At 68.0% G+C, this 25,723-nt stretch carries 22 protein-coding genes; 12 read left to right on the forward strand and 10 right to left on the reverse strand.

The genetic code is table 11. The features are described from left to right. Nucleotide 1: 1 nt before the first annotated feature. The gene (locus tag AC5P67_RS01830) at nt 2–1,300 is read right to left on the reverse strand and encodes a sensor histidine kinase (RefSeq protein ID WP_114618307.1); all 1,299 of its coding nucleotides are present in this window, start codon (nt 1,298–1,300) and stop codon (nt 2–4) included. Between the two features lie 32 nt (nt 1,301–1,332). Next, nucleotides 1,333–2,040: a response regulator gene (locus tag AC5P67_RS01835; RefSeq protein ID WP_049396398.1), complete on the reverse strand. Its 708-nt coding sequence runs from the start codon at nt 2,038–2,040 to the stop codon at nt 1,333–1,335. 106 nt (nt 2,041–2,146) lie between these two features. Here AC5P67_RS01835 and AC5P67_RS01840 point away from each other — a divergent pair, with 106 nt between their 5' ends. Continuing rightward, nucleotides 2,147–3,076: a pepsin/retropepsin-like aspartic protease family protein gene (locus tag AC5P67_RS01840; RefSeq protein ID WP_049396396.1), complete on the forward strand. Its 930-nt coding sequence runs from the start codon at nt 2,147–2,149 to the stop codon at nt 3,074–3,076. A 67-nt stretch (nt 3,077–3,143) separates the two neighbouring features. After that, on the forward strand, nt 3,144–4,307 hold the full coding sequence (locus tag AC5P67_RS01845) for a serine hydrolase domain-containing protein (RefSeq protein WP_065183218.1): 1,164 nt from the start codon (nt 3,144–3,146) through the stop codon (nt 4,305–4,307). A gap of 43 nt (nt 4,308–4,350) precedes the next feature. On the opposite strand, the gene AC5P67_RS01850 is transcribed toward AC5P67_RS01845, so the two are convergent. From AC5P67_RS01850 to AC5P67_RS01860, 3 genes are all read right to left on the reverse strand, one after another. After that, nucleotides 4,351–4,962, reverse strand: coding sequence for a DUF6445 family protein (locus tag AC5P67_RS01850; RefSeq protein ID WP_005411225.1), 612 nt, complete (start codon nt 4,960–4,962; stop codon nt 4,351–4,353). 134 nt (nt 4,963–5,096) lie between these two features. Further along, nucleotides 5,097–6,746: a chaperonin GroEL gene (groL, locus tag AC5P67_RS01855; protein WP_005411226.1), complete on the reverse strand. Its 1,650-nt coding sequence runs from the start codon at nt 6,744–6,746 to the stop codon at nt 5,097–5,099. An 81-nt stretch (nt 6,747–6,827) separates the two neighbouring features. After that, nucleotides 6,828–7,115 (reverse strand): co-chaperone GroES, encoded by a 288-nt coding sequence (locus AC5P67_RS01860; RefSeq protein WP_005411227.1) that lies wholly within the window; start codon nt 7,113–7,115, stop codon nt 6,828–6,830. Nucleotides 7,116–7,427: 312 nt separating this feature from the next. Between AC5P67_RS01860 and AC5P67_RS01865 the strand changes: the two genes are divergently transcribed. The 5 genes from AC5P67_RS01865 to AC5P67_RS01885 all read left to right on the forward strand — a co-directional run bounded on the left by AC5P67_RS01865 (nt 7,428) and on the right by AC5P67_RS01885 (nt 15,788). After that, complete coding sequence (locus AC5P67_RS01865; RefSeq protein WP_114618275.1) at nt 7,428–9,218, forward strand: endonuclease; 1,791 nt, start codon at nt 7,428–7,430, stop codon at nt 9,216–9,218. A 68-nt stretch (nt 9,219–9,286) separates the two neighbouring features. Further along, nucleotides 9,287–9,625 carry a divalent-cation tolerance protein CutA gene (gene cutA, locus AC5P67_RS01870; protein WP_049396392.1) on the forward strand — a complete coding sequence of 113 codons (339 nt, stop codon included), beginning with the start codon at nt 9,287–9,289 and terminating at the stop codon, nt 9,623–9,625. Then, nucleotides 9,622–11,994, forward strand: a complete 2,373-nt coding sequence (locus tag AC5P67_RS01875) for a protein-disulfide reductase DsbD family protein (RefSeq protein WP_114618276.1) — start codon at nt 9,622–9,624, stop codon at nt 11,992–11,994. The genes cutA and AC5P67_RS01875 overlap by 4 nt, the downstream gene beginning before the upstream one ends. Further along, entirely contained in the window at nt 11,991–12,554 is a 564-nt protein-coding gene (locus AC5P67_RS01880) for a TlpA family protein disulfide reductase (RefSeq protein WP_114618277.1), read from the forward strand. The genes AC5P67_RS01875 and AC5P67_RS01880 overlap by 4 nt, the downstream gene beginning before the upstream one ends. A gap of 714 nt (nt 12,555–13,268) precedes the next feature. After that, nucleotides 13,269–15,788: a sulfite reductase flavoprotein subunit alpha gene (locus tag AC5P67_RS01885; RefSeq protein ID WP_308310024.1), complete on the forward strand. Its 2,520-nt coding sequence runs from the start codon at nt 13,269–13,271 to the stop codon at nt 15,786–15,788. A 76-nt stretch (nt 15,789–15,864) separates the two neighbouring features. Here AC5P67_RS01885 and AC5P67_RS01890 read toward each other — a convergent pair whose 3' ends face one another. Then, nucleotides 15,865–18,402 (reverse strand): methyl-accepting chemotaxis protein, encoded by a 2,538-nt coding sequence (locus AC5P67_RS01890; RefSeq protein ID WP_005414634.1) that lies wholly within the window; start codon nt 18,400–18,402, stop codon nt 15,865–15,867. Between the two features lie 203 nt (nt 18,403–18,605). On the opposite strand from AC5P67_RS01890, the gene AC5P67_RS01895 reads away from it, so the two are divergent. Next, entirely contained in the window at nt 18,606–19,445 is an 840-nt protein-coding gene (locus AC5P67_RS01895) for an arylamine N-acetyltransferase family protein (protein ID WP_308310023.1), read from the forward strand. Between the two features lie 65 nt (nt 19,446–19,510). Here AC5P67_RS01895 and AC5P67_RS01900 read toward each other — a convergent pair whose 3' ends face one another. Genes AC5P67_RS01900 through AC5P67_RS01910 form a run of 3 tightly spaced genes read right to left on the reverse strand, consistent with a single transcriptional unit; the run spans nt 19,511 to nt 21,640 of the window. After that, on the reverse strand, nt 19,511–19,882 hold the full coding sequence (locus AC5P67_RS01900) for a VOC family protein (protein WP_005411235.1): 372 nt from the start codon (nt 19,880–19,882) through the stop codon (nt 19,511–19,513). 22 nt (nt 19,883–19,904) lie between these two features. Then, entirely contained in the window at nt 19,905–20,543 is a 639-nt protein-coding gene (locus AC5P67_RS01905; RefSeq protein WP_308310022.1) for a response regulator transcription factor, read from the reverse strand. Beyond that, on the reverse strand, nt 20,540–21,640 hold the full coding sequence (locus tag AC5P67_RS01910) for a sensor histidine kinase (RefSeq protein WP_049448487.1): 1,101 nt from the start codon (nt 21,638–21,640) through the stop codon (nt 20,540–20,542). Before AC5P67_RS01910 ends, AC5P67_RS01905 begins: the two co-directional genes overlap by 4 nt. Nucleotides 21,641–21,796: 156 nt before the next feature. On the opposite strand from AC5P67_RS01910, the gene AC5P67_RS01915 reads away from it, so the two are divergent. From AC5P67_RS01915 to AC5P67_RS01925, 3 genes are all read left to right on the forward strand, one after another. Then, nucleotides 21,797–22,219 carry a DUF2141 domain-containing protein gene (locus AC5P67_RS01915; RefSeq protein ID WP_049460167.1) on the forward strand — a complete coding sequence of 141 codons (423 nt, stop codon included), beginning with the start codon at nt 21,797–21,799 and terminating at the stop codon, nt 22,217–22,219. A 25-nt stretch (nt 22,220–22,244) separates the two neighbouring features. Beyond that, complete coding sequence (locus tag AC5P67_RS01920; protein ID WP_049460168.1) at nt 22,245–23,768, forward strand: carotenoid oxygenase family protein; 1,524 nt, start codon at nt 22,245–22,247, stop codon at nt 23,766–23,768. Nucleotides 23,769–23,830: 62 nt separating this feature from the next. Beyond that, entirely contained in the window at nt 23,831–24,547 is a 717-nt protein-coding gene (locus tag AC5P67_RS01925) for an ABC transporter substrate-binding protein (RefSeq protein WP_049460169.1), read from the forward strand. A gap of 31 nt (nt 24,548–24,578) precedes the next feature. On the opposite strand, the gene AC5P67_RS01930 is transcribed toward AC5P67_RS01925, so the two are convergent. Next, nucleotides 24,579–25,478: a LysR substrate-binding domain-containing protein gene (locus AC5P67_RS01930; RefSeq protein ID WP_049460170.1), complete on the reverse strand. Its 900-nt coding sequence runs from the start codon at nt 25,476–25,478 to the stop codon at nt 24,579–24,581. Nucleotides 25,479–25,576: 98 nt separating this feature from the next. Here AC5P67_RS01930 and AC5P67_RS01935 point away from each other — a divergent pair, with 98 nt between their 5' ends. Then, the gene (locus AC5P67_RS01935) at nt 25,577–25,720 is read left to right on the forward strand and encodes a hypothetical protein (protein ID WP_308310021.1); all 144 of its coding nucleotides are present in this window, start codon (nt 25,577–25,579) and stop codon (nt 25,718–25,720) included. Nucleotides 25,721–25,723: the final 3 nt, after the last annotated feature.

The raw sequence follows: 25,723 nt of genomic DNA on the forward strand, positions 1-25,723 counted from the left end.
ATCAGGTGAACTTTCCCAGCAGCAGGCACGCAATCAGCCCGCCGCCCTCCCGGTGCAGCAGCTGCAGTTCGCCCGCGTGCCGCCTCGCCACATTGGCGGCCACTGCCAGCCCAAGTCCCGCTCCACCGGTGGTGCGACTACGAGAACGCTCGCTGCGCTGGAACGGTTGCAGCAGGCGTACTCGGTCGCCCTCGGCGATACCTGGGCCCCGATCCATCACCTCCAGCTGGACCCCTCGCTCAACCACGGCAAGCCGCAGTTCCATCGCCCCGGCATAGCGATCGGCATTGTCGATAAGGTTGTCGAACGCGCGCCGAAGCAGCAGCGCGTCGCCGTGCCAGGGCAGACTGTCCGGCCCCTGGATGGAGATCTCGACACCGCGCAGCAACGCTGCCTGCACGCACTCCTCCAGCAGCGCGGCCAGATCCAGCGGGCGCATCTGCAACGGCTGCAATTCGCCGCGTGCGTAATCGAGCACCTGCTCGATCATCGTGTCCATGCGCTCGATGTCCGCCACCATCCGGGCCGCCTGTGGTGTGGGCGCGAACTCGGCGCGCAGTCGCAGGCCGGTCAATGGTGTGCGCAGGTCGTGCGCCACTGCAGCCAGCATATGGGTCATGTCCTGGGCCTGCGCACGCAGGCGCTCTCGACCGGTGCCGATCGCGGCGGCCAGCATCTGTACCTCGCGCGGGCCATCATCCGGCAGGGGCGTGTCGGCTTGCAGGTCCACACGTGCACTGGCATCGGCCAAGCGTCGTAGTGGACGCCCCAGCCGGATCGATGCCCACGCCGCCAGCGGCGCCAGCAACACGGCACCGCCCAGCAGCGCCAGTATCACCTGTCGCCGCCAAGCTGCCAGATCACTGTGATCGCTGCCGACCACCTGCCATCGGCCATCGGCCTGGCGCACGCCCAGTTCAAACGGCGGCCATTGCATCGCGGTCAGCAGCGCGGCCTGCGCCTTCAGTACACCGACCCGCGCCGTGCCGTCGAGCACAGCGCCGCCTTCGATGACCTGCACATCAGGCGCCTTGCCCTGTCCGCTCCAGACCAGGCGCACCTCCTTCGCCGGCAAACCCAGCTGCAGCGCCGCCAACTGGGTGAGCCAGTCACTGGCACTGCCCTGTGGTGGCGCATCCTGCGTCGCCAGATGCAGGCCCAGTGGTGCCGCGGCCTGCTCCCCCCGCAGCACCTGCACGGCCTGGTCCAACCGCATCGGTGGCGGCGCGGGCCGAGGCATCCAGCCAACCACGGCCACGCTGACCAGTGTCGCCAGCAGCAGGCTGGCCAGGGCCAGCATCGTGATCCAACGCGCGGTCGGCCACCGGCTGTTCACAGCACCTGTACCTCGGCGTGGAAGCGATAGCCTTCGCCACGCGATGTCTGCACCAGGGCTTCCGCACCGGGTGAGGCCTGCCCGAGCTTGCGGCGCAGGCGGCTGATCGCCAGGTCGATCGCGCGGTCGACGCTGTCACTTGGTTCGCCACGGCTCAGCTGCAGCAGCTGCTCGCGCCCCAGCACCCGCCCGGGGCGTTCGGCCAGCGCCAGCAACAGGCTGAATTCACCACGGCTGAGCACCAGCTCGTTCCCATCCGGCGCCAGCAGGCGACGTTGTTCCGGCAGCAACCGCCAACCAGAAAAGCGCAGTTCACTGGCTACCTGCGCGCGCAGCTTGTCCTGCCGGCGCAGCAGCGCGCGTACCCGCGCCAGCAGCTCGCGCGGATCGAACGGCTTGGCCAGATAGTCGTCCGCGCCCATCTCCAGGCCGATCACCCTGTCCGGTGCGCTGCCCATCGCCGACAGCATCAGGATCGGAATGGCCCGTGCCTGCAGCCGGCGGCAGACCGACAGGCCATCCTCACCGGGCATCATCCAGTCGAGGATGATCACGTCCGGGCGATCGACCTGCAGCAGCACGTCCAGCGCCGTCGCGTCCGCTGCCACCCGTACCTGGTAGCCATGCAGCAACAGGCAATCGGCGATGGCATCACGGATGCTGGCGTCGTCATCGACAACGATGACACGGGCGGGAGTCGTCATGCAGGCAGTATCAGGCAGGTCTGTATCAGGACGGTATCAACGCCGATGTTCCCGCGATACGCCGCTGCGCGCCAATGGTCACCCATGATCACTGCGGAGACCTGCCTTGCGCCTCATCCCATTCGTCCTGCTTGCTGCCCCGCTGGCTGCGCTGGCGTCCGATTCCCCCGAACACATCCTGCCGATGTGGATGCAGGGCGGTCATCCGGCCGTGGCCGTGTCGCTGGACGGGCGTGCCGAACCGCTGCGCTTCGTGGTCGACAGCGCGGCAGGCGCCACGCTGGTCGATGACCGCGTCGTGCGGCGCTACGGTCTGGGAGATGCGGATGCGGAGGTATCACAGGCCCAAGGGGCAAGTGCAGCCTCCGCGCGGCTGCAGCGCATACGCAGAACGTCCTGGCAGCTGGGCAGTTGGCAGCTGCAGGCCCAAGCCATGAAGGTCGATCTGTCGTCGTTGCCGAAGGACGATGATCCGGCCATTGACGGCTTGATCGGCAACGATCTGACCGGACGCTGGGACACCCGTTGGGACTTCGGCCGCAATCAACTGGCGCTGTGGACACCCGGCGGATTGAACCTGGAAGGACCGGGTTGCCAGCCCAATGCGCTGCCCGGACGCACTGACGGCCTGCGCCAGTTCGGCTTCATCATGCTTGCACTGGGCGCGCCCGCGGTGGACGCCATCGCCGTGGTCGACACCGGTGCCGCGCAGACCGTCCTCAACGCCGAAGCAGCCCGCGCACTGGGGCTGCGCACCGACGGCAGCGACGCACGGGTGCGGGTGCGTGAAAAGGGCACCGAAGGCCTGGGCGGCGGAAAGCAGGCAACCTGGCTCTACACCCTGCCCGGCATGACCGGCAACGGCTGGCAGCACCCATCGATGGAGGTCCGCATCAGCGAACTGCCAGTGTTCAAGGCGATCGGCCTGGAGGGCCGGCCGGCGCTGATCCTTGGTGCGGATGCAATGCGCGGCGGCCAGGTGGACATCGGTGCCGGCGCGTCCCGGATCTGCCTGCGCCAGCCGCAGGCCAGCTGACATCCGGCAATGACGCCAGCGGCAGCCTGGCGTAGCATCACCGTGCGCCCCACCAGGAATTCCACGCATGTGCCGTGCTGCCCTGATGTTGCTGACGCTGTTCCCGCTGGCCGTGCTGGCTGCACCTCCCCCGGTACCCTCGCCGGCCCGCATCGATGCCGAAGCGCAGCGGTTGATGCAGGCCGCACAGGCGCGCGGCATGGCACTGGCGGTGATCGACGGCGGCAAGGTGGTGCACGTCGCCGCCTACGGCGAGCGCAATACCGCAGGCGAGCCACTGCGCACCGATACGGTGATGTACGCCGCCTCGCTGACCAAGATGGCATTCGGCCATCTGGTCGCGCAGCTGGCGCAGGACCGCAGGATCGATCTGGATGCCAGCATCGCCACAGCGCTGGACAAGCCGTTGCCGGACTATCCGCCCGAAACGAAGAAGTACGCCGACTACCGCGTGCTGGCCGATGATGCGCGCTGGCGCCAGCTCACCCCACGCCTGCTGCTCAACCACGCCAGTGGCTTTGCCAACTTCGGGTTTCTTGAACCGGACGGCCGGCTGAAGTTCCACTTCGATCCAGGCAGCCGCTACGGCTATTCCGGCGAAGGGCTGATCCTGCTGCAGTTCGTGATCGAACGCGGACGGCTGGGCGAGGATGTGGGTGCGTTGATGCAGCAGCGGGTATTCGACCGCTTCGGCATGACCCGCACCAGCATGATGTGGCGCGGGGACTTCGCCGCCAACCTGGCCGACGGCTGGACCATGGAGGGCACCGCCGAGCCGCACGATGAGCGCAGCCGCGTGCGCGCGGCCGGTTCGATGGATACCACCATCGCCGACATGGCCCGTTTCGCCGCCGGCTACGTGCGCGGCGATGGGCTGTCAGCGACGATGCGCAAGGAGCTGGTGCGGCCGCAGCTGCCGATCACCACCGCCAGCCAGTTCCCCACCCTGCAGCCGGAGCTGCCGAAGGCGCTGCAGCGCAAGGACCTGGCGGCCGGCCTGGGAGTGGTGACGTTCCGTGGCCCGCAAGGCGCGGGCTTCTACAAGGGCGGCCACGATGATGCGGTCGGTAATACGCTGGTGTGCGTCGAGCAGCAGCAGCGCTGCGTGGTGATCCTGGGCAACGATGTGCGCGCCGAGGCGACCTTCCCGGCGCTGGTGGCCTTCGTGCTCGGCGACATCGGCGTACCGTGGCAGTGGGAGTACGGCGCAGCGAAGGCATTCGTGAAGTAGGCATTCGTGAAGTAGATCCACGCGATGCGTGGATGACCTCCCTTCAACGCGCCTGCTCGAAGAACATCAGGTAGACCAGCCGCCCATTCTCCGGCCGGTCGCCGAAGGCCGGGCCGGCGGTATGCCAGAACCACGGGCGCAGCAGCACCAGGCGGTTGAAGCGCATCGGGATGCGCATGGTCATTTCCCACTGGCTGTCGTCGACGCTGTCGCGCTCGATGATGTCCCGATGCATGTCGCCGCCGTTGGCGTAGCCCAGCGCAGCCAGCTCGTGGGCGTTCAGCGCCATGCGCTCGGTGTTGGTGCGGCGATGGCGGAAGAACTCGGTACCCCCTTCGCAGTGCTCCGGGGCGCTGAGGTAGAGGATGCCGGACCAGTGCGAATGGTCGGTGTGCACCTTGGCGCGACCCACATCGCTGGCCAGGGTCAGCCGGAACTTGCCGTGCGACTGCAACGGATTGACCGGCCGCAGCGGCTCGTTGACCAACCGCGACGCGGCCTCGGACAGGCCGTCCAGCTCCAGCCGTTCGAGCGAATTACGCCCGGGGAATGCCCCCTCCTGCGCCGGATAGGTCAGGCCCAGGCCGGCCTGGCGCAGGCCGTGTGCATCGGCTGGAGAGAGGAAGTCGTCGACGACGATGAACGAGGTAGGCATGGTCTGCGAGCGTAGCGACGCGGCGCCATGGCGGCAACCGGACAACAAAAAAACCCCGCCTCGCGGCGGGGTTTTTCCTTGCATCGGGGAGACGCGCCGACCAGGGCCGGCAACGTCCGACGCGGGCGTGGGCCTTAGAAGTCCATGCCGCCCATGCCACCCATGCCGCCCATGCCACCGGCGCCGCCCATGGCCGGCTCGTCCTTCTTCGGAGCTTCGGCAACCATGGCTTCGGTGGTGATCATCAGGCCAGCGATCGAGGCCGCGTTCTGCAGCGCCGAACGGGTCACCTTGGTCGGGTCCAGGATGCCGAACTGCAGCATGTCGCCGAACTCGCCGGTAGCGGCGTTGTAGCCGAAGCTGCCGGTGCCTTCCTTGACCTTGTTGATGATGACCGACGGCTCGTCACCGGCGTTGGCAACGATCTCGCGCAGCGGGGCTTCCATCGCACGCAGGGCGATCTGGATGCCGTGGTTCTGGTCTTCGTTGGCGCCCTTCAGGCCGGCCAGCGCGGTGATCGCGCGGACCAGGGCAACGCCGCCGCCCGGAACCACGCCTTCTTCAACGGCCGCACGGGTGGCGTGCAGGGCGTCGTCGACGCGATCCTTCTTTTCCTTCATTTCGATTTCGGTCGAGGCGCCGACCTTGATCACGGCAACACCGCCGGCCAGCTTGGCCACGCGTTCCTGCAGCTTCTCGCGGTCGTAATCCGAGGAGGTGTCCTGGATCTGGGTCTTGATCTGCGCCACGCGTGCATCAACGTTGGCCTTGTCGCCGACGCCGTCGATGATGGTGGTGTTCTCCTTGGAGACCTGCACCTTCTTGGCGCGGCCCAGGTCCTTGATGGTGGCCTTCTCCAGCGACAGGCCGACTTCTTCGGAGATCACGGTGCCGCCGGTCAGCACGGCCATGTCTTCCAGCATCGCCTTGCGACGGTCGCCGAAGCCCGGAGCCTTGACGGCCACGACCTTGACGATGCCACGGATGGTGTTGACGACCAGGGTGGCCAGCGCTTCGCCTTCAACTTCCTCGGCCACGATCAGCAGCGGCTTGCCGGCCTTGGCGACGCCTTCCAGCACCGGCAGCAGGTCACGGACGTTGGAGATCTTCTTGTCGTGCAGCAGGATGAACGGGTCATCCAGGTCAGCGGTCTGCGACTGCTGGTTGTTGATGAAGTACGGCGACAGGTAGCCGCGGTCGAACTGCATGCCCTTGACCACGTCCAGCTCGTTGTCCAGGCCCGAGCCTTCTTCAACGGTGATGACGCCTTCCTTGCCGACTTCCTTCATCGCGTCAGCGATGATCTGGCCGATCGACTCGTCCGAGTTGGCCGAGATGGTACCGACCTGGGCGATCGCCTTGTCGTCGGCGGTCGGCTTGGAGATGTTCTTCAGCTCGGCGACGGCGGCCGAAACGGCCTTGTCGATACCGCGCTTGAGGTCCATCGGGTTCATGCCGGCGGCAACGGCCTTGGCGCCTTCGCGGATCAGGGCCTGGGCCAGCACGGTGGCGGTGGTGGTGCCGTCGCCGGCATCGTCGTTGGTGCGCGAAGCAACTTCCTTCACCATCTGCGCGCCCATGTTCTCGAACTTGTCAGCCAGTTCGATTTCCTTGGCGACGGAGACGCCGTCCTTGGTGATGGTCGGGGCGCCGAAGCTCTTTTCCAGCACGACGTTGCGGCCCTTCGGGCCCAGGGTGGCCTTGACGGCATTGGCGAGAACGTTGACGCCGCGCACCATGCGCGAACGGGCGTCTTCACCGAAACGAATATCCTTGGCAGCCATTGCATTTACCTCATTGGTAGCGCCGGACGATGCCCGGCGGCTGGGAGTTTGGGATCAGGTTGAAACAGGTCGCGCCGAGGCTCAGCCGATGACGGCGAGCACGTCGTCTTCGCGCAGGACCTTGTATTCGACGCCTTCGCTCTTGTACGAGCTGCCGGCGTACTGGCCATAGATGACCTTGTCGCCGACCTTCAGCGACGGCGCGCGCACGTTGCCGTTGTCCAGCGGCTTGCCCGGGCCGACGGCCACGACCTCACCCTTGGTGGACTTTTCCTTGGCCGAGTCGGGGATGACGATGCCACCGGCGGAGATTTCGTCGGCTTCGATCGGCTTGACCACAACGCGGTCGTGCAGCGGCTTGATGCTCATAGGAGACCTCTTAAGTGATTGATTGGTCTAAAAAAGTCCGGCGATGTTAGCACTCACCCCAGGCGAGTGCCAGAACCGCACGTGAAGAAACCCGACAACGTCGGGAGCAGGGCAGAGATGGAGCCCCGCCGCCCCCTTTCAAGGGCGGAATGAAAAAAATTTTTCCACCCGCGCGCCTCGGCCAAGGCGTCGGTCCTGGACAATTTCGGTGACAAGCGTCGCACTGTCAGATATCTGACGTTCATTTACGACAAAGTGTCACTGGATCGGCCTTAGGCTCGGTCACGCATTCCCAATCACAAGGAGTAGTCGATGCGATTGCTGTCCCCGCTTGCCGCCGCCTGCCTGCTGGCACTGGCCGCGGCGCCGGCCCAGGCCGAGGTCTTCATCAATGAACTGCACTACGACGACAGCACCGCCGCCGGTGACGTCGGCGAAGCCATCGAAGTGGTCGCTACCGCTGGTGAAGACCTGTCCGGCTACCGCCTCTACCTCTACAACGGCAGCAATCCTTCGGCCGCCACGGTCTACGCCAACAACCCGGTCCCGGCCGGCACCGCCGCCGGTTGCGGCAGCGCCAGCATCGCCGTGGTCAACTACCCGACCAACGGCATCCAGAACGGCCCGAACGACGGCATCGCCTTGGTCGACGCCAGCGGCAAGGTGGTCCAGTTCCTCAGCTACGAGGGCGCCATCACCGCCTCCGGTGGCCCTGCCGCCGGCCTGACCAGCCAGAACATTCCGGTGGCCGAGACCAACAGCACGGCCCCCGGCACCTCGCTGCAGCTGACCGGCAGCGGCAGCCAGTACGCCCACTTCACCTGGGCCGAGTCGGCCAGGCAGACCTTCGGCAGCTGCAACAACGGCCAGACCTTCAGCGGCGGCACCACCCCCGGCCCGAACACGCCGCCGTCGGTGTCCACTACCACCCCGGCGCAGGGCAGCAGCACCTTCCCGGCCGCCGCCGATCTGGAAGTGGTGTTCAGCGAAACCGTGAACCTCGCCAGCGGCGCCTTCGCGCTGAGCTGCGGTACCTCCGGCAGCGTGCCGCTGACCTTCCCGGCCAGCGGGCGCAGCGTGAAGCTGTCCACCAACACCGCGCTGGTGGCCGGTGAAGCCTGCCGCTTCGACATCCGCGCCGCGCGCATCACCGACCTGCAGGGCGCACACCCGGCGGCCGACAGCCGCATCGCCTTCACCGTGGCCAGCACCGGCGGCAATCCGGACCCGGGCAACCCTGGCGTGCCGGCCGGCTACTACTCCAAGGTCAACACCAGCAGCCCGAGCCAGCTGCGCTGCTCGCTGCACGCGACAATCAAGGGCCACACCGCCTACCCGTACAGCGGCTCGGGCACCAGTACCTGGACCATCCTGGAGATCGCAGACGAGGACCCGAACAACCCGAACCGCATCCTCGACGCGTATCGCAACCGCAGCTACGCCAAGGTGACCGATCGCGCCGGCAGCGGCAGTGGCCTGAAGTACAACCGCGAGCACACCTGGCCGAACTCGCTGGGTTTTGCCACCACCACGGGTGACAAGGGCCTGCCGTACGCGCCGTATACCGACACCCACATGCTGTACCTGACCGATGCACAGTGGAACGCCGACCGTGGCAACAAGCCGTTCGGCAAGTGCGACGCCAGCTGCGGCGAGCGCGCCACCGAGGCCAACAACGGCCAGGGTGGCGGCAGTGGTGGCTATCCGGGCAACTCCAACTGGGTGCGCACGCCGGACGGCAACACCGGCACGTTCGAGGTGTGGGGCAAGCGCAAGGGCGACATGGCGCGTGCGGTGATGTACATGGCGATCCGCTACGAGGGCGGCAAGGATGCAGCCACTGGCCAGTCCGAGCCGGACCTGGAGCTGACCGACGACCGCAGCAGGATCGTCAAGACCAGCAGCTCGCCGGCCTACATGGGCCTGCTGTCGACGCTGATCGACTGGCACCTGTCCGACCCGCCGGATGATGCCGAGCGTGCGCGCAATGACGTGATCTACAGCTTCCAGGGCAACCGCAACCCGTTCATCGACCACCCCGAGTGGGCGACCCCTGGCCTGTTCACCTCGGCCAAGCCGACCACCTGCCAGCTGGCCAACTGACCGCGCAACGCAGCGGTCCACGGCCGCCGCCGGGTCCTGACCCGGCGGCGGCCCTATACTCGACGGTCATGTCGACCGTCGATCCCGTCCTGCTGCTGTTGACCACCTGCCCGGACCGGGCCAGTGCCGAGCGCATCGCGCACGCGCTGGTTGGCGAGCGCCTGGCCGCGTGCGTGACCCGCCTCGATGGCGCGCAGTCGACCTACCGCTGGCAGGGCGAGGTGACCACCGACGCCGAGCTGCAGCTGCTGGTGAAGACCACCGCGAGTCGCGTCAATGACGCAATCGCCCGGATCGTCGAACTGCATCCGTATGAACTCCCGGAGTGCATCGCGGTCGAAACCCGGGCCGGCCTGCCGGCGTATCTGGACTGGATCCGGGCACAGACCCGGGAGGACACTGATTGAAGACTCTGTTTGCGCGTGGCGCCGCCCTGTGCGCCCTGATGTGGCTCTCGCTGCCGGCGTTCGCCCTGGATGAGAAAGACCTGCTGCCGGTGGACCAGGCATTCGCGCTGACCGCCACCGCCCCCGAACGTGGCCAGGTGCAACTGCAGTTCAAGATCGCGCCCGGCTATTACCTGTATCGCCACCGCACCAGCGTCAAGGCCGACCCGGCCTTCAATGCCGGCGCGCTGCAGATGCCCAAGGGCGACAAGCACCACGACGATTTCTTCGGCGAGGTCGAAACCTATCGCGAGCGCCTGCAGGCCACCCTGCCCGGCACGCCGACCGAGGCCGCCAGCACCATCAGCCTGGAAGTGCGTTACCAGGGCTGCGCAGATGCCGGTGTCTGTTACCCGCCGCAGAAGCGCGTGGTGCAGGTCACCCTGCCCGGCAGCGGTGCACAGGCCGCGGCCCCTGCCGCGCGCGCCGGTGCGGCCAGTCCGTTCAACAACCCGCTGGCCGGTGCCGGCAACAGCGGCGGCCTGCGCCTGCCAGGTGCGGCCAGCAACAGCCAGGCGCTGCCGCTGCCGTCGGAGCAGGCGTTCGGCTTCGATGCCATCGCCAGCGACGGCAACACCCTGCTGCTGCGCTTCAGCCCGGCACCGGGCTACTACCTGTATCGCGACCGCACCTCGCTGAAGCTGGAAGGCAGCACCGGCGTGCAGGCCGGCACGCCGCGCTGGCCAGCCGCGCAGTCGCATCGCGACGAGCACTTCGGCGATGTCTCGGTGTACTTCAACCAGGTGGAAGTGCCGCTGCCGTTGCGGCGCACGGTTGCCGACGCGGTTGACGGCACCCTCGTGGTGACCTTCCAGGGCTGCCAGACCGATGGCATCTGCTACCCGCCAATGACCCGCCGGGTGAAGCTGTCGATCCCGGCCGGCAAGGTCAGCGCCAGCGCCGACCAGGCACCGCCGCGCAACGAGGTAATCAGCCCGTTGGCTGTGGCGCCACGCGAAGGCGCCAACGGCGCCCCCCTGCGCCTGCTGCCGACGGTGCCCAATACGGATGCCGCCCCCCCGGCCGTCGCAGGCACCGTGGACGGCAATGAATTCGCCGCCGATGCGCGCGGTGACAACGCGCTGCGTACGCGCCCGCCGGCGACCACACCGAACCCGGACCGTTCGTTCGTCTGGGTGCTGCTGCTGGCGCTGGCCGGCGGCCTGGTGTTGAACCTGATGCCCTGCGTGCTGCCGATCCTGTCGCTGAAGGTCCTGAGCCTGGCGCAGAGTGGCGAAAGCCCGCAGCGCGCACGCAGCCACGCGCTCTGGTACACCTTGGGCGTGCTGGTCGCATTCGCGGTGATCGGTGCGTTGATGGTGGGCCTGCGCGCAATCGGCAACGCCGTCGGCATCGGCTTCCAGCTGCAGCACCCGGGCGTGGTGGCGGCGCTGGCCTACATCATGTTCGCGGTAGGCCTGAGCCTGTCCGGCGTGTTCACCCTGGGCGGCGGCATCGGCAACCTGGGCCAGTCGCTGGCCAGCCGCAGCGGCCCGGCCGGTGACTTCTTCACCGGTGCGCTGGCCTGCGTGGTCGGCAGTGCCTGCGTCGGCCCGTTCATGGGTGGCGCGATTGCCTACGCGTTCATTGCCCCGCCGCTGAAGGCGATGACCGTGTTCCTGTTCCTCGGCCTGGGCCTGGCGCTGCCGTTCCTGCTGATCGGCTTCGTGCCGGCGCTGGCGCGCCGCCTGCCCAAGCCCGGCCCGTGGATGGAAACGCTCAAGCACGTGCTGGCCTTCCCGATGTACGCCACCGCGCTGTGGCTGCTGTGGGTGCTGGGCAAGCAGCGCGGCGTGGACGGCATGGCGCTGGTGCTGGGTGGCCTGTTGCTGTTCGCCTTCGGCCTGTGGCTGTTCGAGCGCAACCGCTGGACCGGCTCGCGTGCAGTGACGCTGCTCGGCGTACTGCTGGCGATCGGCGCATTGGTACCGGCCTGGGGCGTGACCCAGCTGGCAGCGCCGGCACGCGCCGCACAGGCCGCCAGCGACAACGTGGTGGAGTATTCGCCGCAGTTGCTGGACCGCCTGCGCGCCGACAACCGCGTGGTGTTCGTCAACATGACCGCCGACTGGTGCGTGAGCTGCAAGGCCAACGAGCGTGCCGTGCTGTCGCGGCCGGAGTTCAAGGACCTGCTCAAGCGCACCAACGCGGTGTACATGCGCGGTGACTACACCAACGTCGATCCGCAGATCACCACGTTCCTGGAAGAGCACAAAGCCGTCGGCGTGCCGCTGTACGTGGTGTACGGCCCCGGCGCACCGCCGACCGTGCTGCCGACCCTGCTGACCCAGGCGGTGGTGGAGGAAGCGCTGCTGCGCACCGCACGATGAAGTGGCAACGGCCAGCGCTGCTGTGGACAGCGGTGCTGGCCGCCGGCCTTGGCCTGTGGGCCGGGCATCGATTGGCTCCTGCGCCGGTTGGGCCTGAGGCCATGCCAGCGGCGCCTGCTGTGGCGGCTGCGGCACCGGCCCTGCAGGTCGGCGACAGCCTGCCCGCGCTGTCGCTGCCCGATCTTGAAGGCCGGCCGCTGGACCTGCGCCAGCACGCTGGCGGTCGCCCGCTGTTGATCAATGTCTGGGCCAGCTGGTGCGCGCCCTGCGTGGAAGAAATGCCCGAACTGGCGCGTTTCGCACATGTCCAGGGCGAGCACGGTGTACAGGTGCTGGGACTGGCGCTGGATACGCCGGAGGACGTGCGCGGTTTCCTGCAGCGGGTACCGGTGGATTATCCGATCGTGATCGAGACCCCGGGGCCGCGCGATGCCAGCGTGCAGCTGGGCAATACCCAGGGCCTGCTGCCCTACAGCGTGCTGTTCGATGCGCAGGGGCGGCTGGTGAAGGCCAAGCTGGGACCGTTCGCCCACGGCGAGATCGACAGCTGGGTGAAGTGAGGGTGTTTTTTGCAGGGCTTGCAGCCCTGCACCCTGCTCAATGCAACGGCAACAGCCAGAGCCAAAGCCAAAGCGGGCTTCCCGTGGGATGGCGGGGCGCTGTGGCTGTGCAGGACACGCCGTAAACCCGTCCGTGGGGGCTCGATGGCGCCATCCATGGCGCCAACGGTCCTGCACAGCCACACCGCCCCACCTTCGACAGATTCCGGCGGCTGTTGGTAGGTGTCGACCTTGGTCGACACATCTGTCAGATATCGATATTCAGAACGGAATCAGACCCCGTGCCGACCAACGGTCGGCACCTACCAAAGCAGAACGCCGTTCCGACAGATCGCAGGAAACTGTCGAAGGCGGGGTGGGTCCGGTTGAGGGGGCGTGAGCCGCATGGATGCGGCGACCGAGCTTACATGGGTGAGGGCGCTTTGCTTGCGAAGCACTGCTTCGCAAGCGCCCGAACGCACAGCCGCCAGCGGCTGGGCCGGGCCCCGGAGGGGGACTTGCAGCGTCCCCCTCAACCGGACCCACCCCGCCAACCCACGGGAAGCCAGCTTTTGACGTTGACGTTGCTCCGGCTTGTAGCGGGTGCAGGGCTGCAAAGCCCTGCAACAAAACCCTCCTTGACCGTAGCCCGTCCGCCACGGAGAATTCCGCGACTAATTCTCATTTGCTGTTGCGCAGGATGCGGGCGGCAGCCTTCCAGGCCCTCCTCCTTCCATGTTCAAGAACGTCCTGTTCCAACTGCACTGGCTGCTGGGCATCACCGCCGGTGCCGTATTGGCCGTGATGGGCCTCAGCGGCGCCGTGCTGTCCTTCGAGGACGAACTGCTGCGCGCGGCCAACCCCGGCTTCGCCGAAATAGCCGAGCACCATGCCGACGGCCAGCTTCCGCTTCAACTCAGCGAACTGGTGCCGCTGCTGCAGGCCGGCAGTGATCGCCCCCTGCAGCGCCTGCGCGTGGACGCCACCGGGCAGCGGCCCTCGGTGGCACGCTTCGCTGGTGGCAAGGAACACTGGGTCTACTTCGACCCGTACAGCGGCGAGCGCTTCAGTGCCTTGCGTGGGCAGGCGTTCTTCGACTTCGTCGAGGACCTGCACCGCCACCTCGCCGCGGGCGAGCGCGGCAAGTGGATCACCGGCAGCTGTGCGATCGCGCTGCTGTTCTTCACCCTGTCCGGTCTTTACCTGCGCTGGCCGCGCCGCTGGTGGCACTGGCGCAGCTGGCTGGCGGTGGAATGGAAACGCAGCGGCCGTGGCTTCCTGTGGAGCCTGCACTCCGTGGTCGGCACCTGGGTGCTGCTGATCTATCTGATGAGTGCGCTGACCGGCCTGTGGTGGTCCTTCGACTGGTATCGCAGTGCCGCCAATACGCTGCTGGGCGTCGCACCGGCCGCCAAGCACAAGGTCGCCACCGGCGCCGCCCTGAACCTGGAGCGCATCGAAGCCACGCTGTATGCCCTGCCCGGCGTGCACACCGGCTACATCGACCTGCGCCTGCCGGAAAAGCCTGGCCAGGCGCTCAACGTGCGGGTGATGGCTGGCGATCCGTCACAGCGCGGTGGCCACCATGACCGTGCACATGATCTGCTGCAGCTGGATCCGGCCAGCGGGGCAATCCTCGATTCGCGCCCCTACGCGCGCCAGGGCGCCGGCGCGCAGCTGGCCACCAGCGTGTTCGCATTGCACTCGGGCAGCTACTTCGGCATGCCCGGGCGTGTGGTGGTGATGCTCAGCAGTCTGGTCATGTGCCTGTTCTTCATCACCGGCTGGATGCTGTACCTGGACCGCCGCCGCAGCCAGCGTGCCGCGCGCGGGCTGCGCCGGTCGCTGCCGGTTGCCACCGATGATGGCCACGCACCTTGGCTGGTCGTGCATGCCAGCCAGAGCGGGCTGGGCGAGCAGCTGGCCTGGCGTGCCGCCGCGCAGCTGCAGGCCGCTGGCCATGGCGTGCAGGTACTGCCATTGGCCCGGGTCGATGCCCCGCAGCTCGCGCGCACTGCGCAGGCATTGTTCGTGCTGAGCACCTTCGGCGATGGCGAACCGCCGGATGCGGCACGGGGCGCTGCGCGACGGCTGCTGGCACAAGCGCCCGATCTGTCGGGCCTGCAGTTCGGCCTGCTCGCCCTGGGTGACCGCCAGTACCCGAATTACTGCGGCTTTGGCCGCCAGTTCGATGGCTGGCTGCTGGGCAACGGCGCACGTGCGCTGTTCGAGCGCATCGATGTCGATGCCGCCGCGATACCGGCGCTGCGCCAGTGGCAGCAACATCTCGGCGCGCTGACCGGCATCGCCACCGATGACAGCGTGTTGCCGGCCGCGACGCAGATGCACGAGTGGCGCCTGCTCGGCCGTGACCGCCTCAATCCAGGCAGCATGGGCGGCGCCATCTGGCGCATCCGTCTTGCGCCACCGGCCGATGTGCAGTGGCAGGCGGGCGACATCCTGCACGTCGCGCCCCGCCACAACGCGCGGCACGCCGCTGCGGTGCTGAAGGCACATGGGCTGGATCCCCAGCAGCCGTTGCTGATTGACGGCCAGCCGCGCACGCTGTTGGCGCTGGCCAGCGAGCGCGAGCTGCCCGATGCCGATGCTGCGCTGGCGGTGCAGGATGCGTGCCTCTGGCTGGCAGGGCTGCCACTGCTGCCGGGGCGCGAGTACTCCATCGCATCCTGTACGGATGACGGTGCGGTCGAGCTGGTGGTGCGGCTGGTCCATGACGAAACCGGACGCACCGGCCTGGGTTCGGGCTGGCTGTCGCTGCATGCGCCGGTCGGTGCCAGCATCGTGGCCCGCGTGCACCGCAACCCCGGTTTCCATCGCGTTGGCGGTGCGCCGATGGTGCTGATCGGCAATGGCACCGGCATCGCGGGCCTGCGCAGCCTGCTGCGCGAAGCCGCGCATGCAGGTGAGCACGGGCACTGGCTGCTGTTCGGCGAACGCCAGCGCGCGCACGACTTCCTGTTCGCCGATGAGATCGAAGCGTGGCAGGCCGATGGCCATCTCGCGCGGGTGGACCTGGCGTTCTCGCGCGATGGTGAGGGCGGCTATGTGCAGGATCGCCTGCGTGCAGCAGCCGATGCCCTGCGCGACTGGATGCAGCGTGGTGCGGTCATCCACGTCTGCGGTTCGCTGCTGGGCATGGCCGAAGGCGTGGGCCAGGTGCTGCGCGAAGCACTGGGTGATGAAGAAGTGGAAACGCTGCTGGAGACCGGGCGCTACCGTCGCGACGTGTATTGAGCCACAAGGGTAGTACCGGCCGCCGGCCGGCATGATCAGGGGCGTGCCGGCCAGCGGCCGGCATACCGGAGCACGATCAGGCCGCAGCGCGCGCCTGTGGCATCGACTGCAACTGGAACGCGCCCACCGCTTCGGCCAGCGCGTGTACCTGCGCCTGCATCTGCGCGGTGGAGGCACCAGCCTCTTCCACCAGGCTGGCGTTGCGCTGGGTGCTGGCTTCCATCTGCACGACGGTCTGCTTCACCTGCGCGATGCCGGCATGCTGGTCCTGCGATGCACTGCGGATACCGGCCAGCAGCTCGGCCAGCTGCTGCACGCTGCCAACGATCTCGCCCATCGTGATGCCCGCCTGCTCGGCCTGCTGGTTGCCCTGGCCAACACGCGCCACCGAATCCTCGATCAGTCCTTTGATCTGCTTGGCCGCTTCGGCACTGCGCTGGGCCAGCAGGCGCACTTCCGCAGCCACCACGGCGAAGCTGCGGCCCTGCTCACCTGCACGCGCGGCTTCCACCGCGGCATTCAGCGCGAGGATGTTGGTCTGGAAAGCGATGCCATCGATCAGCTGGGTGATGTCGCCGATCCGCCGCGACGCCTCGCTGATGCCATGCATGGTCGCGACCACCTGGCCGACGGCCTCGCCACCGCGCTGGGCCACCGCGGCCGCCCCCTGCACCAGGGCATCGGCGCGGCCCGCGGCATCGGCATTGCGGCCAACGGTGTCGGTCAACTCGTGCATCGACGCTGCCGTCTCTTCCAGGTTGGCCGCCTGCTGTTCGGTACGCTGCGACAGATCATGGTGCCCGGCAACGATCTCACCAACGCCGGTGTCGAGGCTGGACGTCGCCTGCTGGATGCGGGTGACGATGCGGCCCAGTTGCGCGACCGTGGCGTTGGCATCGTCGCGCATTCGTGCGAACACGCCCTGCAGCTCACCTTCCATGCGCACGCTGAGGTCACCACGGGCCAGCGCCGCCAGAAGCGCCTGCAGATCGCCGAGGTTGGTCTCGAAGGTCGCCAGCAGGCGGTTGATGCTGGTCGACAACGTGCGCACGAAGCCCTGTTTTCCCTCCAGCGCGATGCGGCCGTGCAGGTCGCCATGTGCGGCGGCGTCGACCAGTGCTGCCACTTCGGTTTCCAGCAGCGTTTCCAGCGCGCGGCTGCGCCACTCCACTGCCACGCCGAGGAAATGCCCTTCGTCGGTGATGGCATTGGCGATCAACTGGTAGCGGACGCCGGCATGACCGATCTCGCGCTCCTCGCGCTGGCGCACGCCAGCCAGGCTGGCCAGTGCCGGATGCAGGCGTACCGCATCGCTCCCCACCAGATCTTCAAGCCGGAGTGCAAGCTGCTCCAGCAGCGCCGGATTGGCGTACGCCACCAGGCCTTCGGCATCGATCACCATCAAGCCGGCCTGTGCGCTGTCCAATGCCTGGCGCACGCGGGTGTTGCCGCGGGCCACCGCACGCTCGGTCTCGATGCGCGCGCGCAGGCGCTGCTGCATGTCGACCAGGCGCTGGGCCAGCTGGCCGATTTCATCGTTGGCGTTGTAGACGCGCAGGGTGGTGTCGAGGCGGTCGTCGGCGATGTCGCTGGCGAAACGCAGGGTGTCCTGGATCGGCTGGCGCACCGCACGCAGCACCAGCACCAGGCTGGTGATCAGCACGCCGGCCACCAGCAGCAGGGTCAGTGCGAACACCACGCTCATGGTGCGCGCGCCGGCCTGCTGGCGTGCCTGCGCCCTGGCCAGCGCCGCCACCTGTGCCTGCTGGAATGCGGCCAACGCCGGCGCTACGCCCGTGGCGGTATCCAGCAGCGACTGCGCTTCCACATCCAGGCCGACGCGGGCAGCGGTATACCCCAGCAGTGCGGCCTGATACGCCTCCATCCCGGTGCGCAGGGTGTCCTGCACATCCGCAGGCAGGCCCGCCAGCGCGAGGTCGAACGGCAGCTTCTCCTCGCTGGCGCGGTCGGCGTGGGTGGAATCACCGTCGAGCAGCAGCAGTGCCTCCTGCCTTCGCATCTTCTGCAGGGACAGCGCCAGCGCGGGCCGCTGCTGCACATCCACCTGCGCCTGCAGGGTGTCGGCTGCCTGCTGCAGCTGCGCGGCGAGGCCGGCATCACCACGGCCCATCTCGTCGACCCGTTCGAACAGGGCGGCCACACCCTGCGAGAACGCGTCGGCGGCTTCGGTCAGCGCCTGCAGGGCCTTGCGCCGGCCCGCATCCATCGGCATCGCGCGCAGCGCCTGCAGATCGGTCTGCAACGCCTTCTGCGTGGCCAACAGCTGCGCGCGGTCGGCATCATCGAAACTGCGTGCATACTGGGTCTGCAGGCGACGCGCTTCGGCCACCCGCGTGGACAGGCTGGCAGCCAGATCGCTGCCGCGCTGGTAGCTGGCCTGGCTGCGCGCAGCCAGTGCGTTGGCATGGCCAGTCCAGGCGTAGACAGCAGCGATCGCCACCAGGCCCAGGCCGCAGATCCACAGTGTGGCCTTGAGCTTGTTGGCCACGCTGAGCCGATGTGGCTGCAGCCAGCGCAGCAGCCCGGGGGACGCCGAGTGCAACGCAGCAAGGCGCGTGCGCAGGGACCGGAGGTGGGGGACAACGGCCGACATGACAGACTCCAGGCGGAAAGACGCACCTGTATCGGCCTGACTCAGGACAACTTTAGCGCTTTCTTCGTCTGCGTCCCCCCATCGCTGGTGGACGCGGCCTTTGTACCGGGTGCAGGCGACGGAGGCATGACACGGCCACCGCGCTTGACCTCAACCCCGGTTTGGGGAACACAGTGGACGCCCCTCCCCCGCCCGGTGTCTCCATGACGACGCTCGATGTCCCCCGCTACCTGCAGCGCCTGCAGCTGGATGCACCGCCACCGCGGACCCTGGCCGGCCTGACCCTGCTGCAGCAGCGCCACAACGCACTGCTGCCCTTCGAGACCCTCAGCTGCCTGCTGCGCGATGCGGTGCCGATCGACCTGGACAGCGTGCAGCGCAAGCTGCTCGACGAGCGCCGCGGTGGTTACTGCTTCGAACTCAATGGCGGGTTGCTGGCGCTGCTGCAGGCATTGGGCTTCGATGCGCAGCCATTGAGCGCGCGGGTACTGCTGGCCGCCCAGGACGGCGAACTGACCCCGCGTACCCACCTGCTGCTGCGCGTGAACGTAGACAGCGACGATTGGCTGGTGGATGCCGGTTTCGGCAGCCTGACCCCGACCGTGCCGCTGCGCCTGCATGATCCGCAGCCGCAGGCCACGCCGCACGAACGCTATCTGCTGCAGCGCCTGCCCGACGAGGGTGATTTCGTGCTGTCGGCCGAGTCCAACGATGGTTGGCGGGCGATGTATCGGTTCGACCTGCAGGCGCCGGCACCGATCGACAACGTGGTGGGCAACTGGTACGTGTGCACCCATCCCGATTCCAGTTTCCCCGGGCAGCTGCGCGCGTCGCTGACCGGGCCGGACTGGCGCCGCACCATCGGCAGCGGCAACTACACCGAGTATCGCCCCGGGCAGGCACCGGACAAGCGCCCGCTGCATGATGTGGGTGATGTGCGTGCCGTGCTGCAACAGCGCTTCGGCATGCAGCTACCGGACGACCCGCGACTGGACCCGGCCATCAATGACTGGCTGCAGCGCTCGCGCGCCGCGACCTTGTAGGGCCGAGCCCATGCTCGGCTGAGCTGGAGCGGCTGGGCCAACAGCAGCCGAGCGTGGTCTCGGCTCTACAGAGCAGCGCGCGCCTGCAGCGCAATGCGATTGCCTTCGCTGTCGCGGATCTCGGCCACGCGCCAGTCGCCCGCATCGGCGGGTCCGAAGCACAGCTCGGCGCCCGCTTGCAGTGCTCGCTCCAGGCTCGCATCCAGGTCATCGACGCCGATGTAGACGCGCGCCCCCTGTTCGGAAGGCCGGTAGTCCGCGCCGAGCACCAGCGCAATGCTGGCACCGGCGGCCTCATCGGAGAACGGCAGGTAGGCCATCCGGCAGTCGTGCAGCACGACAGGTTCGTCCACCGCGACCTGCAGCCACCGCTGGTAGAACGTGATGGCACGGTCCAGGTCACTGGCCGGGATTTCCACATGCAGGATCGGGTTCACTGGCACTCCTTGCTCGGTCCACTCAGATGATGCGCAGGGTAATCGCCTTCAGCACCGCACGGGTGCGATCGCGGGTGCCCAGCTTGTCGAGTATGGCGGACACGTAGTTCTTCACCGTGCCCTCGGCCAGGAACAGGCTGCGCGCGATCTCCTTGTTGCTGTAGCCACCGGCCAGCAAGCGCAGGATCGCCACCTCGCGTTCCCCGAAGGTATCGGTGGGCGGTGCTTCATCGTGGAAGCGGTAGCGGGCGCGTACCGGCTCGGTGCTGACCGGCAGCAGCAGGGTTTCGCCAGCGGCGACGCGCTCGATCGCCTCGCGCAGGTCTGCGGGTGCGGCGTCCTTGAGCAGGAAGCCCTGTGCGCCGGCCTCGCTGGCGCGCAGCAGCAGGTCACCTTCATCAAAGGTCGTCAGCAGCAGCCACGGCGTGGCATCGCCGCGCGCGCGCAGCTGGCGCACTGCCTCGATGCCGTCCATCCCGGGCATGCGGATGTCACTGAGCACAACATCCACGCGCTGGGTGGACAGCGCGTCCAGCAACGCCTGGCCCTCCTCGGCCTCCAGCGCCACGTCCACGCCCAACCCCTGCAACAACGCACGCAGCCCGGCGCGGACCAGCGCCTGGTCGTCGGCCAGGGCAACACGGATCGCGCTGCCGTTCATGCCGGCACCCAGGCGGTCAGGTGCATGCCGCCCTGTGCGGTGCGGGCCAGTTCCAACTGGCCACGCACTGCGGCCAGGCGCTCACGCATGCCGGCGATGCCGTTGCCCTCGCGGATACGCTCGGCGCGCTGGCCGTCGTCACGGATGTCGATACGCAACCGGGAATCCTCCTCGTTGATCGTCAGCCATACAGTGTCTGCGTTGCCATGCCGGGCGGCATTGGTCAGCGCTTCCTGTACCAGGCGCAGCACGGTCTCGGCCATCAGCGGGTCAACTATGCGCACGCACTCGCCGATCTGCAGCTGCAGCTTCGGGCGCGGGAACGGCGCGGCCAGCGCGTGCAATGCGGTGGCCAGATCGAGGCCGCGATCATCGCGCATCGATTGCACCACCTGGCGGATGTCGGTCAGCAACTCGCCGGACAGCTGCTCGGCCAGCACCAATCCTTCGCGCCTGGCCAACACAGGGTCGGCCGCAAGGGCACGCAGGTTCAAGCGCATCGCGGTGAGCTTGTGCCCGGCCACATCGTGCAGTTCGCGCGCCAGGCGCAGGCGCTCGGCATCGCGTGCGCTGTCGGCCAGCAGCGCGCGGGTGGCCAGCAGGTCGGCATTGACGCGGGCCAGGTCATCGCGGGCCAGCGCCGTGCTGCGGGCATAGTGTGCGGTCAGTGCAGCAAAGGCCTGGAAGCCGCCATAGAGCAGCACCACCAGCAGCGGCTGGCTGAAGCCGCTGTAGCGCAGCACGAGATACATGGCGAGATTGGCCAGCAGTGCAACAGCCAGCACGAAGCGCGGTGGCCAATGCTCGGCCAGCTGCGCCACCAGCACCACCAGCAGTACCGGTGCGGTGCCGGTACGCGGCTGCAGCGCAACCAGCACGACCGCCAGCAACGCCTGCAACACCGCCGCGACAGCGCGCACGCGGGATGGCACCGACGCCCAGCCGTGCACCACGAACAGCAGCAGGAACACGGCAAGCAGCAGCAGGCTCAGCCCGGCACCGTTGCGCTGCACCGCGAATGACAGGCCCACCACCAGCACGGTGGCCAGGCCGGCGAGGCTGAGGGGACGCAACAGATGGCGGAACAGGCTGGGCATGGCCAGATGCTGACCGCCGCGCACGCCGGCGGCAATGGGTCCGGCGCAGAAAGTGACTTCTGGCACGTCGAATCGATGACCACTGGCCCTGAACCCAGTGCAGCGCCCCACGCAGACTGGCTCCACACCGCCACACACACTTCCGGAGCCACTGCCATGATCCGTACCGCCCTGCTCAGCACCGCCCTGACTACCCTGGCCCTGGCCGGCAGTGCCCACGCCGCCGACCTGGCCGTGACCGTGCATGACGTCCGCGCGCAGACCGGCACCCTGCGCGTTGCGCTGGTCGACAGCGCTGCCGCCTGGGACGGCAAGGCCAGGCCCGTGCAGGCCCAGCAGGCGGCGCCCAACGGCGACAGCGCCCACTTCACGTTCAAGGGCGTGCCGGCCGGCAGCTATGCCGTGCTGCTCACCCACGACGAGAACGACAACGGCAAGCTCGACACCAACCTGGTCGGCATGCCGGTGGAAGGCTACGGCTTCAGCAACAACCCGCAGGTGATGCGCAAGCCGACCTTCGACGAAGCACGCGTCGACGTGCCGGTCGCTGGCACCGCCATCGACATCACCCTGCGCTGATTCCGCATCCAGACCCGAGGCCACCATGGACCGTCGCCGCTTCCTTCGTACCCTGCTCAGCAGCAGTGCCTGCCTGGCCCTGGGCGCCACCGCGCTGCGCAGCGCTCCCGCCTTCGCCGGCGACCCGACGCGGTTCGCGCAGGGCATGCAGGAACACCCATGGCTGCTCGGCTGGCGCAGCGTCGGCAGCGAAAGCCTCGGTCCGGCCACCGTGCAGTTGCAGGGAAAGCTGCCGTCAGGCCTGGCCGGCACGCTGTACCGCAACGGTCCGGCGTGGACCGAGCGCGATGGCTTCCGCTACGACCACTGGTTCGACGGCGACGGCATGGTGCATGGCTGGCGCTTCAATGGTGATGGCAGCCTGACCCATCACGGGCGCATGGTTGCCACGCCGAAATTCACCCGTGAACAGAAGGCCGGCCGCTTCCAGTATCCGGCCGCCGGCACCAGCATTCCCGGTGCGCTGGCGGTACGCAACAACGATGATGCCAACGTGGCCAACACCTCGGTGACGATGATCAATGGCCGCCTGTTCGCCCTGTGCGAATCCGGTTCGGCGTTCGAAGTGGACCCGGATTCGCTGCAGACGCTTGGCCCGGTCACCTGGCGTCCGGACCTGGCGGCGCTGCCGTTCTCGGCGCACCCGCTGACCGACCACGACGGCAGCCTCTGGAACTTCGGCTCGATCAGCCTGATGGGGGGCCATGGCCTGCTGGTCTGGCACATCGGTGCGGACGGCCAGCTGCGCAGCGCCAATGTGATCGAAACACCCGAGCATGGCTACCTGCATGCCTTCGCGATGACCGACCAGCACCTGGTGTTCGTGATGATGCCGTTCGATTTCACCGGCGCAGGTGGCAGCTTCTTCGAGCGCATGCAGTTCGCACCGCAGCGTCCGGTGCGCATCGCGGTGGTCGCCAAGTATGCCCCGGACAAGGCGCAATGGTTCGAGGCCCCGTTCGCGGCGATCTACCACTTCGGCGACGCGTTCACCCGCGATGGCGGCATCGTGCTGCGCGCAGTGCGCCACGACGACATCAACGAGGCGCGCTCGCCGATGAAGGAAGCGATGGCCGGTGATGGCGCACACGCGGCCAACAGTGGCGCCAGCCTGGTCGAGCTGCATCTGGACCTGCGTCGTGGACAGGCCCGCTGGCAGACGTTGGGCATCAGCGCGGTGGAGTTCCCGTTGTTCGACCCGCGCTCGGCGAACACACGTGGCGCACGGCTGTATGCGCCGACCATCGACGGCACGGCCACTGCGCCGTACTTCAACGCGGTGGCCGCGTTCGAGATCGAGCACGGGCGCCGCCAACTCTGGAACTACGGGGCGGACATCATGGCCGAAGAGCATGTGTTCGTACCGCGCCCGGGCAGCCGCAACGCCGATGACGGCTGGCTGATCGGCACCCTGCTCGATCCGGTGAACCAGCGCAGCGGTCTGGCCGTGCTGGATGCGCGCCATGTGGATGACGGTCCGCTGGCCCAGGCGTGGCTGCCGTATGCGGTGCCACTGGGCTTCCACGGCACCTTCGCCGCGCGCGGCTGAGTCCACGCCACGCGGACAGCGTTGTTGGCATGCTGGGTCTCCCCTGCCCCGTGGAGTCCTGCATGTCCCTGGCCGACCACCGACGTACGCTGGCACCGCACGGTTTCCTGCGCGTGGCGATCAACCTGGGCAACCCGGTGCTGGCACAGGGCGATGCGCGCTCACCGCGCGGCCCCTCGCTGGAACTGGCTACCGCGTTGGCGCAACGGATGGGGGTGCAGGCACGCTTCACCTGCCACGGTGCCGCAGCCTCGGTGGTCGCCGCAGCGGGCGAAGACGGCTGGGATCTGGCCTTCCTGGCGATCGATCCGGCGCGTGCCGACCGCATCGCCTTCAGCGCTCCGTATGTGGAGATCGAAGGCACTTACCTGGTGCGCGAAGACAGCCCAGCGCAGCAAGTGGCCGACCTCGACCGCGACGGACTGCGCATCGCGGTGGGGCGTGGCGCGGCCTATGACCTGTTCCTGAGCCGGGAACTGCGCCATGCCACGATCGAGCGGGCGGACACCTCGGCAGCGGCCATCGCCCTGTTCGACCAGCACCGCCTGGATGCCGCCGCCGGTGTACGCCAGCCGCTGGCGGCCTGGGCGAAGGCACATCCCGGCCATCGGGTGCTGGCCGATCGCTTCACCGCGATCCAGCAGGCAGTGGCGGCACCGGCCTCACGCCCCGCCGATGCGCTGCGGGCGCTGTTTGAGGAAGTGGAAGCGATCAAGGCGGGCCCGTTGCTGGAGGAAGCGTTCGCGCGTGCCGGGCAGGCGGTCACCCTGGTGCAGTGACTGTAGAGTCGAGATCGAGCACCGCGCGGCGTTACAGATGCGCGTCCGCCATGTGCTGCACATGCTCGGCGGCCTGCGCATGCAGCCAGTCGCGGAACGCGAGGAAGCCGGGATGGCTGGCCGAGCGCTGCGGGTACACCAGCCAATGCGGCCACGCCGTCTTCAGGCGCTGGCTGGACAGCGCGACCAGCTGGCCGGATTCCAGCAGCAGGCGTGCCCGGGTCACCCGGCCAAGGGCCACGCCTACGCCATCCAGTGCGGCGCGATGGTGCGCCTCCGAATCATCCAGCACCGCCACGAAGCGCGATGGCGGGCTCTGCCCGCTCAACGCGAACCAGGCGCCCCACGCGCCGTCGGGATCACCGAGCAGCGGCCACTGGGTCAGCGGTACACGGTCGATGCCCCCCATGCGCTCGATCAGCGCGGGGCTCGCCATCGGCACCAGCCACTCGTCGAACAGCGGTTCCACCACCAGGCCCGGCCATTGCCCGCTGCCCAGCCGCAGCGCGGCGTCGAACTGGCGCTGCCGCTCGAAATCAATCAGGCGCTCACTCGACTGCAGGTTGATCTCGATCTGCGGATGCTCAGCCACGAAGTGACCCAGGCGCGGCACCAGCCAGGCCGATGCCATCGATGGCACCGCACTGATCGTCAGCACGTGCTCGGCACGCGCGGCATAGGGCTGGAAGGCTTCGTTTATCGCATCCAGATGCGGCCCCACCTGCTCGAGCAGGCGCTGCCCCTCAAGGGTAAGGGTGATACCACGCGGCTGGCGGATCAGCAGCGGCTGCCCGAGCCGTTCTTCCAGCTGCCGCATCTGGTGGCTGAGCGCGCTGACGGTCAGGTTCATCGACGCCGCCGCGCGCGACAGGTTGCCAAGCCGGGCGGCAGCCACGAAGCCCTGGAGGGCATGGAGCGGAGGGCGGGACATAAGGCTTGAAATTCTCTCAAGTCATGCTTGCGGAAATGTCGCTTTTTGCCCGTCCATGCTGCCCGTATCGTGCAATCCACTCAAGTGGAGGCACGCTCATGAACATCTTCGGCGGCTTGTTGTTCCTGCAGGGCCACGTGGCCAGCGCCGAGCTGGCACGCCAGCTGGCCAGCCCGTCCACACCTGCCCCGCAGTGCACGCGGCAACCGGCCGCGCCGGTTCAGCCGCCGCGAGTCCGTTGAACG

The sequence above is a fragment of the Stenotrophomonas sp. YJH_SMC_21 genome, from assembly GCF_059369555.1.

Bases quoted from the DNA above. Each gene is read 5' to 3' on its own strand.
- AC5P67_RS01925 (WP_049460169.1), top strand. From the start codon at position 23,831: ATGTCCCTGGCCGACCACCGACGTACGCTGGCACCGCACGGTTTCCTG.
- AC5P67_RS01895 (WP_308310023.1), top strand. From the start codon at position 18,606: ATGACGACGCTCGATGTCCCCCGCTACCTGCAGCGCCTGCAGCTGGAT.
- AC5P67_RS01850 (WP_005411225.1), bottom strand. From the start codon at position 4,962: ATGCCTACCTCGTTCATCGTCGTCGACGACTTCCTCTCTCCAGCCGAT.
- cutA (WP_049396392.1), top strand. From the start codon at position 9,287: ATGTCGACCGTCGATCCCGTCCTGCTGCTGTTGACCACCTGCCCGGAC.
- AC5P67_RS01830 (WP_114618307.1), bottom strand. From the start codon at position 1,300: ATGCTGGCCCTGGCCAGCCTGCTGCTGGCGACACTGGTCAGCGTGGCC.
- AC5P67_RS01920 (WP_049460168.1), top strand. From the start codon at position 22,245: ATGGACCGTCGCCGCTTCCTTCGTACCCTGCTCAGCAGCAGTGCCTGC.
- AC5P67_RS01905 (WP_308310022.1), bottom strand. From the start codon at position 20,543: ATGAACGGCAGCGCGATCCGTGTTGCCCTGGCCGACGACCAGGCGCTG.
- AC5P67_RS01860 (WP_005411227.1), bottom strand. From the start codon at position 7,115: ATGAGCATCAAGCCGCTGCACGACCGCGTTGTGGTCAAGCCGATCGAA.
- AC5P67_RS01865 (WP_114618275.1), top strand. From the start codon at position 7,428: ATGCGATTGCTGTCCCCGCTTGCCGCCGCCTGCCTGCTGGCACTGGCC.
- AC5P67_RS01845 (WP_065183218.1), top strand. From the start codon at position 3,144: ATGTGCCGTGCTGCCCTGATGTTGCTGACGCTGTTCCCGCTGGCCGTG.
- groL (WP_005411226.1), bottom strand. From the start codon at position 6,746: ATGGCTGCCAAGGATATTCGTTTCGGTGAAGACGCCCGTTCGCGCATG.
- AC5P67_RS01890 (WP_005414634.1), bottom strand. From the start codon at position 18,402: ATGTCGGCCGTTGTCCCCCACCTCCGGTCCCTGCGCACGCGCCTTGCT.
- AC5P67_RS01915 (WP_049460167.1), top strand. From the start codon at position 21,797: ATGATCCGTACCGCCCTGCTCAGCACCGCCCTGACTACCCTGGCCCTG.
- AC5P67_RS01910 (WP_049448487.1), bottom strand. From the start codon at position 21,640: ATGCCCAGCCTGTTCCGCCATCTGTTGCGTCCCCTCAGCCTCGCCGGC.
- AC5P67_RS01935 (WP_308310021.1), top strand. From the start codon at position 25,577: ATGAACATCTTCGGCGGCTTGTTGTTCCTGCAGGGCCACGTGGCCAGC.
- AC5P67_RS01880 (WP_114618277.1), top strand. From the start codon at position 11,991: ATGAAGTGGCAACGGCCAGCGCTGCTGTGGACAGCGGTGCTGGCCGCC.
- AC5P67_RS01835 (WP_049396398.1), bottom strand. From the start codon at position 2,040: ATGACGACTCCCGCCCGTGTCATCGTTGTCGATGACGACGCCAGCATC.
- AC5P67_RS01885 (WP_308310024.1), top strand. From the start codon at position 13,269: ATGTTCAAGAACGTCCTGTTCCAACTGCACTGGCTGCTGGGCATCACC.
- AC5P67_RS01930 (WP_049460170.1), bottom strand. From the start codon at position 25,478: ATGTCCCGCCCTCCGCTCCATGCCCTCCAGGGCTTCGTGGCTGCCGCC.